The 12,688-nt window shown below is 72.4% G+C and carries 12 protein-coding genes and 1 pseudogene; 5 read left to right on the forward strand and 8 right to left on the reverse strand.

Annotated elements, in window-relative coordinates:
* Positions 1-10: 10 nt before the first annotated feature.
* A pseudogene (locus tag AB0C46_RS07895) lies at positions 11-1,144 on the forward strand (twin-arginine translocation signal domain-containing protein); the annotation flags it as partial.
* Positions 1,145-1,582: 438 nt separating this feature from the next.
* Positions 1,583-2,920, forward strand: coding sequence for an acyl-CoA dehydrogenase family protein (locus tag AB0C46_RS07900; RefSeq protein WP_362826585.1), 1,338 nt, complete (start codon positions 1,583-1,585; stop codon positions 2,918-2,920).
* Between the two features lie 123 nt (positions 2,921-3,043).
* Here AB0C46_RS07900 and AB0C46_RS07905 read toward each other — a convergent pair whose 3' ends face one another.
* The 6 genes from AB0C46_RS07905 to AB0C46_RS07930 all read right to left on the reverse strand — a co-directional run bounded on the left by AB0C46_RS07905 (position 3,044) and on the right by AB0C46_RS07930 (position 8,404).
* Complete coding sequence (locus AB0C46_RS07905; RefSeq protein WP_362826586.1) at positions 3,044-3,649, reverse strand: GAF domain-containing protein; 606 nt, start codon at positions 3,647-3,649, stop codon at positions 3,044-3,046.
* Complete coding sequence (locus tag AB0C46_RS07910) at positions 3,646-4,266, reverse strand: ATP/GTP-binding protein (protein WP_362826587.1); 621 nt, start codon at positions 4,264-4,266, stop codon at positions 3,646-3,648. The genes AB0C46_RS07905 and AB0C46_RS07910 overlap by 4 nt, the downstream gene beginning before the upstream one ends.
* Positions 4,244-4,642 (reverse strand): DUF742 domain-containing protein, encoded by a 399-nt coding sequence (locus AB0C46_RS07915; protein ID WP_042160962.1) that lies wholly within the window; start codon positions 4,640-4,642, stop codon positions 4,244-4,246. Before AB0C46_RS07915 ends, AB0C46_RS07910 begins: the two co-directional genes overlap by 23 nt.
* Before the next feature lie 2 nt (positions 4,643-4,644).
* Positions 4,645-5,094 (reverse strand): roadblock/LC7 domain-containing protein, encoded by a 450-nt coding sequence (locus AB0C46_RS07920; RefSeq protein ID WP_362826588.1) that lies wholly within the window; start codon positions 5,092-5,094, stop codon positions 4,645-4,647.
* On the reverse strand, positions 5,084-7,174 hold the full coding sequence (locus tag AB0C46_RS07925; protein ID WP_362826590.1) for an ATP-binding protein: 2,091 nt from the start codon (positions 7,172-7,174) through the stop codon (positions 5,084-5,086). Before AB0C46_RS07925 ends, AB0C46_RS07920 begins: the two co-directional genes overlap by 11 nt.
* Positions 7,175-7,477: 303 nt before the next feature.
* Complete coding sequence (locus tag AB0C46_RS07930) at positions 7,478-8,404, reverse strand: helix-turn-helix domain-containing protein (protein WP_362826591.1); 927 nt, start codon at positions 8,402-8,404, stop codon at positions 7,478-7,480.
* 217 nt (positions 8,405-8,621) lie between these two features.
* Between AB0C46_RS07930 and AB0C46_RS07935 the strand changes: the two genes are divergently transcribed.
* Positions 8,622-9,305, forward strand: coding sequence for a DJ-1/PfpI family protein (locus AB0C46_RS07935; RefSeq protein ID WP_362826592.1), 684 nt, complete (start codon positions 8,622-8,624; stop codon positions 9,303-9,305).
* A 58-nt stretch (positions 9,306-9,363) separates the two neighbouring features.
* On the forward strand, positions 9,364-9,846 hold the full coding sequence (locus tag AB0C46_RS07940) for a DUF2269 family protein (RefSeq protein ID WP_362826593.1): 483 nt from the start codon (positions 9,364-9,366) through the stop codon (positions 9,844-9,846).
* Between the two features lie 76 nt (positions 9,847-9,922).
* Here AB0C46_RS07940 and AB0C46_RS07945 read toward each other — a convergent pair whose 3' ends face one another.
* Positions 9,923-11,107 carry an NAD(P)/FAD-dependent oxidoreductase gene (locus AB0C46_RS07945; RefSeq protein WP_362826594.1) on the reverse strand — a complete coding sequence of 395 codons (1,185 nt, stop codon included), beginning with the start codon at positions 11,105-11,107 and terminating at the stop codon, positions 9,923-9,925.
* A 249-nt stretch (positions 11,108-11,356) separates the two neighbouring features.
* Between AB0C46_RS07945 and AB0C46_RS07950 the strand changes: the two genes are divergently transcribed.
* A complete protein-coding gene (locus AB0C46_RS07950) occupies positions 11,357-11,959 on the forward strand; it encodes a helix-turn-helix domain-containing protein (protein WP_362827004.1) in 603 nt (200 codons plus the stop codon).
* Positions 11,960-11,962: 3 nt separating this feature from the next.
* Here AB0C46_RS07950 and AB0C46_RS07955 read toward each other — a convergent pair whose 3' ends face one another.
* A complete protein-coding gene (locus AB0C46_RS07955) occupies positions 11,963-12,661 on the reverse strand; it encodes an alpha/beta hydrolase (protein ID WP_362826595.1) in 699 nt (232 codons plus the stop codon).
* Positions 12,662-12,688 lie beyond the last annotated feature (27 nt).

Raw genomic sequence — 12,688 nt, forward strand, 5'->3', positions numbered from 1 at the left:
TCGCAGGAGGATCGTTGGACACCACGGACCGTTCCGAGAATGCCCCCGTCGCCCCTTACCGCTGTCCCGCCGCAGATTTCTCCAGGGCACCGCCTCGGCCGCCGCCGCGGCCGGGCTGACCGGCGTCACCGCTTCCCCCGCCGGGGCACGGGCGTCCGGTACCACCCTGTCCTTCACCGCCGCCACCAATGGCGCGGCCTCCCTCGCACCGGCCGGTGACCGGCTGGTCGCCGAGGTCCAGAACGTCCTGTGGTCGATGCCGCGCACGGGTGGCGACGCGGTGGCGCTGACCCCGCCCGACCTGGAGCCCACCCGACCGGTCCACTCCCCCGACGGCCGCCGGATCGCCGTCTGCGCCTACCGCGGCGGCAGCTTCCACCTGTGGATACTCGACACCGACAGCTCCGGTCTCCAGCAGCTGACCGACGGCCCGTGGGACGACCGGGGCCCCGCCTGGTCCCCCCACGGAACCCGGATCGCCTTCGCCTCGGAGCGGGGCGGCGATGCGGTGACCGGCAGCCCGTACCGGATCTGGGTTCTGGAGGTGGAGTCCTGGCGGCTGACCGTGGGTGCTGCCGGTGCGGCCCGACGGTACGCCGGACGGGGCGCCACGGCAGCTGACCGACGAGAGCGCGGACCATGCGTCGTGGTCCGGGGACTCCGGCACGCTGTTGTACCTGTCAGCCGGGAAGCTGCGGCTGATCAGCGTGTCCGGCGGCGCGGCACGGACCGTTCCGCTGTCCCTGGAACAGCGCCCCGCGCGCGCCGGGACACCGTCGTCCACGCGGGCCGGTTCTGGGACGGCACCGGTGACCAGGTGCGGGAGGACGTCGATGTGGTGGTGCGGGACGGGCGGATCACCGCCGTGGAACCGCACCGCCCGGCCCGGTCCGGCGCGGCCCGGCGGATCGACGCCTCCGGGCGGACCGTGCTGCCCGGCCTGTGGGACGCACACACCCACCCGTGGCAGACGACCTACGGCGGCCGGCAGACGGCCCTGCAGCTCTCCTACGGCATCACCACCGCGGTCTCCTGCGGCGGCTTCTCCTATGAACAGGCCCGCATCCGGGAGGCCGTGGCGGCCGGAGTGCTCGCCGGGCCGCGGCTGCTGACCTGCGGGGAGCTGCTGGACGGCGGCCGGCTCTTCGAGCAGCGGGAGCTGACGGACTCCTTCCCGGCGCCCGCCGCCCCCGCGCTGCGGTCGGCCGGCACCGACTGGCTGGAGGTGGGCCGGCAGCAGCGCCGCGAGTCCTGCTGCGGCGACGCACACTGACGTGACACACCCGTCACGACCCCCGTCACGACGGTCGGGGAGGCGTGGGGTGGCGTGGTTCCAGGCTCCCGGGACCACGCCACAGCCGCTGCGGCGCAGGGGGTGGTGCGCAACTCCTTCGCGCTTCAACTCTTCGCTTAAATGCACCCAGTTGATGTTTTATGCGCCCCGCAGTAGGTATGCCAACGGGTATTGCACGGGGTAAACGAAAGATCACTTTCCGGAACGTTCGCTGCAGACGGCACCGCCGGTGCCGGCCCAAGGCGGGGTGCGACCAGCGCGGGGAAGATCGCGAAGGAGGGGCTCGTCTTGCATCGCTATTTCACGGACCAGAGACATGAGGCACTCCGGCACCAGGTGCGGGACTTCGCCGAGCGCGAGGTCCGCCCCCGGATTGCCGAGATGGAGGCGAGCCGTTCCGTTTGCCATGACCTGTCTCGTCTGATCGCCCGGCAGGGATGGATAGGCGCGACCGTGCACCGCGCCTACGGCGGCATGGGCGCCGGGCATGTCGCCAAGACCCTCATCATCGAGGAGCTCTCGCGGGTGAGTGCCGCGATGGGCGCCATGGTGCAGGCGTCCCAGCTGGGCGTCGCGAAGATCGTCCACTTCGGCAACGAGGAGCAGAAGAAGACCTGGCTGCCGGCCATAGCCTCCGGCGACTGCCTGCCGACCATCGCCGTCACCGAACCACAGTCCGGCGGCCACGTGCTGGGCATGTCCTCCACCGCGGTGCGCGACGGCGACGACTATGTCCTCAACGGCCGGAAGATCTACGTCGGCAACAGTCATGTCGGCGATCTGCACGGCGTCGTGGTCCGCACCGGTGAGGGTTCCAAGGGCCTCTCGGCGTTCCTCGTGGAGTCCGGCACCCCCGGCTTCCGGGTCGGGGAGCAGCGGCCCGCGATGGGCCTGCACGGCTTCAGCTTCGGCGAGCTGTTCTTCGACAACTGCCGCGTTCCGGCGGCGAATCTGCTGGGCCGCGAGGGCGACGGGCTGTCGGTCGCGTACTCCTCCAGCGTGCTGTACGGACGGCCCAATCTGACCGCCGTATCGCTGGGCATCCATCAGGCGGTGCTGGACGAGACGACGCGGTTCTGTACGGAACGGCAGCGCTACGGCAATCCGCTGGCCGACCTGGGCAACATCAAGCTGAAGCTCGGACGCATCCAGTCGCGGCTGCTGCTGGCCCGGCTGTCCGCGTACCACGCGGTGCATCTGCTGGACCAGGGACTGCCGTGCGACGCGGAGCTGATGAACGCCAAGCTGGTCAATGTGGAATCGGCGCTGGAGTCGGCGCGCGACGCGATGGACATCCATGCCGCGTGCGGGCTGTTCACGGACCGGCCGGTGGAACGTTTCCTGCGCGATGCCCACCACATCTTTGCGCCGGCCGGCACCTCCGACATCCAGCTGCTGCGCCTGGGCGAGCTGGCCCTGGGCCGGGCACAGGGCGACTGGTCCAGCCGGCTCGCGGATCTGCTGCGGCTGGAGCCCTCGGAGTGGCCCGAGGAGGACGAGGCCCCCGACGAGGCCCCCGCGGAGACGCCCGCCACGACGGTGCGGGCCGAGGACACCACGCCCACGGTGCCGGGCCAGCGCACCGGACCGGTGCAGCGGCACGCCTGGTTCGCCCGGCCGAGGTGAGCGGCCGGCCCTGCCCCGGGCCCAGTGGCCCGGGGCAGGGCCGATGCCGCGGCCCCGGGCCGGCGTCCGGCGCACAGGCCGTCCGCCGGGCACCGGGGCCGGGGGTGGGAGTCGGGGCAGGCGTCAGGGCGCGTCGCTCTGCTGCTTCTCCATATGGTGGATCTGGTCGACGAGTTCGGCGGCCATCGCCTTGATGGTCTCCAGCCCCTCGCGCCCCCAGGGCCGCGGTTCGAGGTCCACGACACAGACGGTGCCGAGCGCCGTCCCCGTACGGTCGATCAGCGGCGCACCCAAGTAGGAGCGGATGCCGATCTCATCGACGACGGGGTTGCCGGCGAACCGCGGATAGTCGCAGACGTCCTCCAGCACCAGGGCCTTGCGGCGGACGATGACATGCGGGCAGTAGCCGTGGTCACGGTCCATCACCCGGCCCGGCTGGGCACTGGCGGGCGCCGGGCCCAGTTCGACGGCCTGGTCCTGGGAGGGCGTGTAGAGACCGGCGAAGTACTGCCGCCGCTCGTCGATGAAGTTGACCATCGAGTAGGGCGCCCGGGTGGTCCGGGCGAGCTTGCGCGCGAACTCGTCGAACGCGGGCAGCGGGGAGTCGCCGATCCCCAGGGCGCGCAGCCGGGCGACGCGCGCCGGGGCCTCGTCGTCCTGCGGGGTGAGCAGCAGATGGCGCGTCGGGTCGTAGGAGATGTACGGGACGCGGGAGGCGGGGTGGTTCATGGCAGCTCCGGAGTCGCGGCGAGGGCGGGGGTGAGCAGATGCTGGACGAGCGATACCAGGACTTGGGTGGCCGAGCCGCCCCGGCGGGCGTCGCAGAGCACGACGGGAATGTCCGGGGAGACGTCCATGGCGCTGCGGACCTCGTCCGGGTCATAGCGGTAGGAGCCCTCGAACTCGTTGACGGCGACGATGAATTGGATACCGCGCCGCTCGAAGAAGTCGACGGCGGCGAAACACTGGTCCAGGCGCCGGGTGTCGGCGAGGATGACCGCGCCGAGCGCGCCGTTGGACAGCTCGTCCCACATGAACCAGAAGCGCTGCTGCCCCGGCGTCCCGAAGAGATAGAGGATATGCGCGGGGCTGAGGGTGATCCGGCCGAAGTCCATGGCGACGGTGGTGGTGTTCTTGTCCTCGACACCGGCCAGATCGTCCGTCCCCACGCTGATCTGGGTGAGGAGTTCCTCCGTGCTGAGCGGCTCGATCTCGCTCACCGCCCCGACGAATGTCGTCTTGCCGACCCCGAAGCCGCCCGCGACCAGGATCTTGAGCGCGGTGGGGAAGAGGTCGGTCGTGGGCTCCCCCTGGCTGCGGGGGTCACAGTCGTTTGCGAAGTCCATTCAGCACCGCCTCCAGCAGGGCACGGTCGGTACGGGACGCGGGCCCTGCCGAAACGGCTGCGGGGGCCCGCGCGGTGATCGCCCCGCAGTCGACGAGGTCGGCGAGGAGCACTTTGGTGACCACGGCGGGCAGCCGTATGTGGGCGGCGATCTCGGCGACCGACACCGGCCCGCCGCACAGCCCCAGCACCTGGGCGTAATCGGGGCCCTGGCAGGAGACGGGCCGCCGGCCGGTGGCCATCACCATGGTCAGCAGGTCGAAGTGCGCCGTCGGACGGGTCCGGCCGTTGCTGATGGTGTACGGACGGACCAGCCGGCCGGCCGCGTCGTCGTACCACGGCTCCCCGCCCTGCCGTCGTAGGCGACGCACGGTCATGGTCAACGACCGCCCGCGGGCGCCTGGTGGCGTGCGGGGGTGGACAGATACGGCCGGACGCTCTTGACCAGCATCGACATTTCGTATCCCAGCACCGCCACATCGGCCTCACGGCCGGCGAGCACGGCCAGACAGGCGCCCGATCCGGCGGTGGAGACGAACAGGAAGGTGGACTCCAGCTCGACGACGACCTGGAGGACGTCGTCACCCTCCCCGAAGCGCACACCGGCGCTGCGGGCCAGGGAGTAGAGGCCGGAGGACAGGGCGGCCATGTGGTCGGCGCTGTCCGGGTCGAACCCATGGGCGGCCTTGACCAGGCCGTCCGAGGACAGCAGAAGCGCGCTCCGGGCGTGCGGCACCCGCTGTACGAGCCCGGTCAGCAGCCAGGACAGGTCGGTGTGCTGGCCTCCCTGCGGCTGCAAATGCGCCTGCGCACGCACATCACTCACCATGGTTACGGTCGTCTCCTCGGGGGCGGGCCATCGGGGCGTCGTGGTCACGGTCGTAGAGCAGGTCGTTGCCGGCCGGGCTGCTGGGGTCGCCGCCCTGGTCCGGGGTGGTGCCGTTGCCGCCTGCGGTGTCATCGGCGTAGCTGTCGTCGGCGAGGCTGAAGCCGCGCCGGAAGGCGGCCATCAGGCCGGGGTCGTGCTCGGGTTCCGGGCCCGTACGGGGCGTCGTGGACGGCAGCACCGGGTCGCCGCGCAGCTCGGGAACGAGATGGGTCTGCTTGCGCCGCCGGGGCAGCCGCGGGCGGGCGCCGTTGTCCACGGCGGGCGGCGCGGGCGGCAGCACGACCGGGCCGGGGGCGGCGGGGCGATCGGCCGGCGCATTGTCGGGGGCGGGGCTCTCCTGGGTGTGCGCGTCGGGCAGGTGGACTTCAGGAGTGTGAGCGCCGGACGCGCGGACCAGCCGGCGCCGGGTGGCGCCGACGTCGGGATCGGTGTCCAGGGCGGGGGCCGGGACCGGGTCCGGGCGGCCGTCGTAGCCACGCGGAGACATGTCGAGCGCGTCGTCGGGGGCGCGACCGGGAGCGGGGATGGCAAGGGTCCGGGTGGCCGCGGGGCCGGGGTCATGGCGGTCGTGACGCGCCGGGCCGGCGTCGTGGTCGCCGGGGTATCCGCCCGCGTACTCCCTGTCGTACGTGCCGTCGTACGTGCCGTCGAGCTCGCGGGCCGGGCCGGGGTCCGGTGATCCGGTGTGCGGCGCACCCGCCCCGTTCGCACCCGCCCCGTTCATGTCCGCGTCGGCCGGTTCCGCGCCGAGCAGCGCCTGGGGCACGATCAGCACGGCCTGCACACCGCCGTAGATGTTGCTCTGCAGCCGGACCACGATGCCGTGCCGCCGGGCGAGCGAGGAGACCACGAAGAGCCCAATCCGGCCGTCGCTCAACAGCTCGGCGACATCGATGTGTTCGGGGTCGGCCAGCAGTCCGTTCATCCGCGACTGCTCGTCCGCGGACATGCCCAGACCGCGGTCCTCGACCTCGACCGCGAGTCCGGCGGTGACGAGCTGGGCGCGCAGCAGGACCGGGGTCTGCGGGGCGGAGTAGATCGTGGCGTTCTCGACGAGTTCGGCGAGCAGGTGGATGACGTCGGCGACGGCATGTCCGCGCAGGGTGCCCTCGATCGGCGGCACCAGCTTGATCCTCGGGTACTGCTCGACCTCGGCGATCGAGGAGCGCAACACCTCGGTCATGGACACCGGGCGGCTCCACTGGCGGCGCGAGATGGCGCCGCCGAGGACGGCGAGGTTCTCGGCGTGCCGGCGGATGCGGGTGGCCAGGTGGTCGACGTGGAACAGGCCCTTGAGCAGGTCCGGGTCCTCGACCTGGTTCTCCAGCTCGTCCAGCAGCTCGATCTCACGGTGCACCAGGGACTGCAGCCGGCGGGCGAGGTTCACAAAGACCTCGACCTTCTGTTCGCTGCCGCTGGCGTTGCTGCGGGCGATGGCGACCGCGTCGATGACGGCGGACTCGGCGGCCCGGCCCGCGGCGGCCACTTCATGGGCGAGCAGGTCGAGGGTGTCGCCGGTGGGCACCGGCCCCGGGTCGGGTTCGCGGCGCTGGATCCATTCGCCCTGCCGTACGCGGTCCAGGAGGCCGTACAGATCGGACTGGCTGCGGGCGCAGACCTGGCGCAGCCGGGCGTAGCGGGCGACGGTGGCGCGGGCCTCGGCGTTGGCGGCGGCGCCCGCGGTGAGCACGATGACACAGACCAGGGCGAGCCCGCCGCACAGCACCACCCACTCACGGCCGGTGATCCGGGCGCCCCCGGCCTGGACGACGAAGGCGGCGACGGCCGTGCAGAGGACGGCGACGAGAAGGCAGGGGACGGCGGCGAGCCTGACCAGACGGGACCGTATCGCCGAGTCGGCGGCCGACTCGGGGAACGAGGCCCGGCCGTGTCGTCCGCCCTCACGGTCCCGCCGCCGGGCGGCGGCAGGTACGGGGGCGGCCCCCGGGGAACCCTGGGACCCTGGGGATCTCTGAGCCTCCTGGGACAGCTGGGTCCCCTGGGGGAATGCGGTAGGCATCGGCGCCCTCCGGATCGGCCGTGGCAGTTCGCGGAGCACGCACGCTAGTTGTTGGCGGGGTGGGGTCCGGAGCCACTTCGGGGTTTCGCTACCCCTCGCCACCTCCCTGAGTGGGCGCCACCCGGACATCAGTGCGACGCAATCCGAACTCCCATTCCTCAAAGGAGAGTTGAGTTCTCCCAGGGTGCCCCTTTCGATGGCTCACGGACGGCGCTCGCGGGTACGACACGCGCCGGGGCTCGGCCGGGCCGGCCACGGGTGCAACCGGGCGCGGAGGGCTCACGCCAGTCGCCCCCAGGGCGCTCAGCGGAAGGTGCGCCGGTAGGTCTGGGGGCTGACGCCGGTGGTGCGTTTGAAGCGGTCGCGGAAGGCCGTCGGTGAACCGAAACCGACCTGAGCGCCGATGCGTTCGACGGGGTGCGTGGTGGTTTCCAGCAGGTGCTGGGCCTGGCGCACCCGGGCGCGGTGCAGCCACTGGAGCGGAGTGGTGCCGGTCTGTTCGCGGAAGCGGCGGATCAGGGTGCGGGTGCTCATATCGGCCCGGGTCGCGATATCGGCCAGCGTGAGCTCGCGGGCCATGTTGTCCTGCAGCCAGGCGAGCAGGGGTTCGAGGGCGGAGCCGCGGGGTGTGGACGGGTAGGGCTGGACGATGAACTGCGCCTGGCCGCCCTCGCGTTCGAGCGGCATGACGGACAGCCGGGCGGCGTCGGCGGCCACCGCGGAGCCGTAGTCGCGGCGGATCATGTGCAGACACAGGTCCAGTCCGGCGGAGGTGAGGATCTGCCCGTTGTCGACGTAGAGGACGTCCGGGTCGACCTCGATGTCCGGGTAGGCGGCGGCCAGCATGCCCGCCACGATCCAGTGGGTGGTGGCGCGCAGCCTGTCGAGCAGCCCGGCGGCGGCCAGCGAGAAGGTGCCCGAGCAGACGGAGGCGATGCGGGTGCCGTGGGCGGCGGCCGCGTGCAGCGCATCGTGGACGGCGGGCGGGAGGGGCGCTGCCGGGTCGGCGGTCCCGGGGACGATCACGGTGTCGGCGTCCGTCAGCCCGTCCAGCCCCCATGGCGCACGCAGCGTGAACGTGCCGGCGTCGACCTCTGGCCGCTCGGCACATATCCGGACCTGGTAGCCGGGACGGCCGTCCGGGAGACGTGTACGGGTGAAGACCTCGATCGGGGTGGAGAGATCGAAGGGGATCACCTTGTCGAGAGCGAGGACGGCGACGGTGTGCATGGCCATAAATTACCCGGCCCTCGGAATCCCGCCATAGGGGGTCACTGGCCCCGCCCCGCGGGCCTTGACCGGTGGCAGCTGGTCAACTGCCCTGCCCGACACCTGGCGTTATTCCGTTGGCAGTTGTCCATCACGCCACTGGGGTGTGCGGGTACGGCGGGCTAGCTTCGCTGGTGATCCCGGCACGGGCCGGGCCGGTCTCCCCGAAGGACTCCCCATGCATGCTCAGTTCGTCCTGTTCGACGGCTTCGATCCGCTCGATGTCATCGCCCCCTATGAGGTGCTGTCCGCCGGGGGTATCGCCTCGGACGGGGCGGTGGACGTGGAGCTGGTGTCCGCCGAGGGGCCGCGCGAAGTGATCAGCGGCACCGGCGGCCTGGCGCTGCGGGCCACGGCCGCCCTCGACCCGGAACGGGCCGGTCTCATCGTGGTGCCCGGTGCAGCGGGCCGCACCGGAGAGCCCGGCGAAGCGCCTGCGGGGGACACCGGTGGCCGGACGCCGGACGAGTTCATCTCCGTCCGGCTGGGCCGCACCGTGCAGACCGGTCTGCCGTCCCTGCTGAAGGCCGCCATGGACCGCCCCGGACTGACGGTCGCCACGGTGTGCGGCGGCTCGCTCGTCCTCGCCCTCGCCGGCCTCCTGGAGGGGCGCCGTGCCACGACCCACCATCTGGGGCTGGACATGCTGGAGGCGACGGGGGCGCACGCGGTGCGGTCCCGGGTGGTCGACGACAGCGACCTGGTCACCTGTGCCGGTGTCACCTCCGGCCTGGACCTGGGCCTTTATCTGCTGGAGCGGGAGGTGGGCCCCAAGGTCGCCGTTGCCGTGGAGGACCTGTTCGCCTATGAGCGGCGTGGTGTGGTCTGGCGCAACCACGGACCGGAACCGTCCGCCGTATGAACCCCGCCCCTCTCCCCCGGCCCCTCCGCACCGCCGCCGACGCAAAGGCTCCCCCACCGTGACCAAGCTCTTTCTCGCCCTGCATGTCCTGGCCGCCGTCCTTGCCGTGGGGCCGGTCACCGTCGCCGCCGGCATGTTTCCCAGGGCGCTGCGCCGTGCCCAGGCCGATCCGCAGGACCTCGCCGCCCGCTCGGTCCTGCGCACCTTGCACCGCATCTGCCGGGTCTACGCCGCCCTCGGTGCCGCCGTACCCGTCCTGGGTTTCGCCACCGCCGGCAGCCTCGGTGTGCTGGGGAGCGGCTGGCTGATCGCTTCCCTCGTCCTCACCACCGCCGCCGCCGCGATTCTGGTGGTGCTGGTACTGCCCGGCCAGGACGACGCCCTGGACGAGGTCGAGGCCGCGGCGGACAGCCCCGGCACCTCGGTGGCCGATCAGGGGGCGGCCAGCCGGCTGATGATGCTCACGGGTGTGTTCAACCTGCTGTGGGCGACCGTCACCGTCCTGATGATCATCAGGCCCGGCTCCACCACGGGAGCATGATCCGGCGGCCACGGCGTCGCTGACCGGCCCGCCCCCACCTCGCGCCCCGGGGCAGGGAGCGGTGTCCGGCCCACGGTCACCGGCCGCGATACGCGGCGGCGCCCTGCCGGTACCGCTCCTTCTCCTTGGCGAAGTCGGGGACGTCGGCGCGGCCACGGTCGCCCGGCCCGAAGACGTCCTCCAGCGCTGCCGCGCCGTCACCGGCCGCGGCAGCCCGCGGCAGCATGGTCCGCTCATAGGCGGCGACGGCCTCGTCGAGAGTGTCATGGCGGGCGAGGGCCAGGGCGAGTTCGCAGCCGTCGAGCATGGCGAAGTTGGCGCCGTGGCCGCCGAAGGGAGACATCAGATGGGCGGCGTCCCCGAGCAGGGTGACGCCCGGGGTGTGGGGCCAGGTGTGCGGGGCCGGGAGGACGAACAGCGGCCGGTTGACGTATGGGCCGTCGTTGTCGGTGATCAGGGCGAGGAGCCGCTCGTCCCAGCCGGCGAAGGCTCTGAGCAGCGCGGCGCGCACGGCTTCGGTGTCGTCTAGGTCGGTGCCGGCGGCGCGGTACCGGTCCGCCTCGTCGCGGAGGGCGATGTAGGCGCGTACCTGCTGGTTGCCGTTGCGCTGCCCGAACAGGCCTTTGTGGTCGCCGGAGGCGAAGACGCTCCCGTCGCCGACGAGTTCGGCGACCGCGGGGTGCGCGGTGTCGACCTCGTCGAAGCGGGCCTCCAGGAAGGTCACGCCGGTGTAGACGGGTGTGGCGTCACTGACCAACGGCCGCACCCGGGACCAGGCGCCGTCCGCGCCGATGACGAGATCGACGTCCTGGGTGACGCCGTTGTCGAAGGTGAGGCGGTGGGTGCCGGCCGGACCTGGGGTGGCGGAGGTGAGGGTGTGGCCCCACTGGATGGTGCCGGGGGTGAGGGAGTGCGCCAGCAGGGTGCGCAGTTGGCCGCGGTCGATCTCGGGGGCGGCGTCCTCCTCACCGCTGGGGCGGTAGTCGGCGAGCACCTCGCCATGGCGGGTGAGCATGCGCTGGGCCTGTCCCTCGGGCCGGGCCAGGTCATGGAAGCCGTCGAGAAGTCCGGCTTCCTGCAGGGCGATCTGTCCGGAGTCCGCGTGCAGGTCCAGGGTGCCGCCCTGGTCGCGGGCGTCGACGGCGGCATCCCGGTCGTGGACGGTGACGTCGATGCCGTGGCGCTGCAGGACGCGGGCGCAGGTCAGACCGCCGGGGCCGGCGCCGATGACAGCGATCTGCGGTGCGGGGGTGGTGGGCATGGGTGATTCCTCTTTCCCGGTCAGGTGGGGCAAGCGGGCCCACGCCGTCCCGTCGGACCGTCCTCGGTCGGCAACGGGCAGGGGGCATCGCTCAGTTCAGCGGTGCGGTGGCACCGGAGCCGGCCGGGGCTGGGCCTCCGCTCCCGGCCCTCCCAGAAGAGCACACCGATTCAAAAAGTGCAACGAGTCAACTTTTCCACTCAGGCAACAAGAGGGTAGGGTGAAGCCGTGAGTGAGACGACACAGCCCATGGGCCGCCGCGAGCGCAAAAAGGCCGCCACCCGCCAGGCGCTGGCCGACGCGGCACTGCAGCTGTTCCTCGAACGCGGCTACGACCAGGTCAGCATCAAGGACATCGCCGAAGCCGCCGATGTCTCCACCACGACCCTCTGCAAGCACTTCCCCGGCAAGGAAGCCCTGGTCTTCGACGCGGACAGCGCCCACGAGGCCGCCCTTGTCGCCGCCGTCCGCGAGCGCCCCGATGGGTGGTCCCTTCCCGCCGCCCTGCGTGACCACCTCCTGCGCAGCCATATCGAGAACGCCACCGACCCCGCGTTCGCCCAGTTCAGACAGCTCGTCACGAGCACCCCGGCGCTCCGCGACTACGGCCACCGCATGTGGATGCGGCACGAAACCGCCCTCACGCAGGCCATCGCCGCCGACACCGGCGCCCCCGCGGACGACCCGGCCTGCGCCGCACTCGCGCACTTCGCCCTCGAAGCACTCGCCCTCGCCCGGGACCAGGACGACCCCCGCGCGGCCCTAGACGCCGCCTTCGACCTCCTGGAACGCGGCTGGCACCCACCCGCCGCCCGGCGCGCTGCCCGGGCACCGGAGCAGGGCGCCGGATGAGCGTCAGACGGCGGGCCCGCCAGGCTCCTGGCCGAGGAACGTGGCGACGGTCCGGGTGAAGCGGCGGGGATCGTCGAGCCAGGGGTAGTGGCCGGCGCCCGGCTGAACGACGAGTTCGGCCCGGGGGATCAGCTTCGCGATGTCCGCGGCGATCCGGGGCAGCGGGCCGCTGTCCACTTCCCCGGCGAGCAGCAGGACCCGTGCGTCCAGGCCCGCAACGGCGGCGCGGGCCGCCTCAGGGGCGAAGGCGCCGGAGGACGCGTAGATCTCCGCGGCCTCGTCGTGGGTCTGGGCCACCTCGGATGCGGCGTGCGCCTGCGCGGCCGCGTCCCAACGGCCGTAGAAGAAGGGGGCGATGGCGTCCCAGTCGGCATCGGCGTCGGAGCCGGCCCGGATTCGTTCACGGGCGTCGTACGCGGCCCCGAACCATGGCTCGGCGGTGCGCAGGGCGGCCGCCTCCCGGCGGTGCGCCTCGGTGAAGTCGACACCGAGGGCGCGGGCCCGCGCCGTGATCAGCGTGTGGGTACGGATGCGCCGCGGGTACCGGGCCGCGTAGAGCAGGGCGAGATCACCGGCCGCCGAGTGCGCGAGGAGGTCGACGCGGTCCAGCCCGAGGTGATCGCGGAGGTCTTCGACATCGGCGACCTGCCGGTCGCAGCGGTAGGTGGCCGGGCCGGCCCCGCGGACGCCTACCTCGCGCACGCCGGCCCCGCAGACGGTCCGGACCGT

This window comes from Streptomyces sp. NPDC048637, from assembly GCF_040650675.1.
GTDB lineage: Bacteria > Actinomycetota > Actinomycetes > Streptomycetales > Streptomycetaceae > Streptomyces.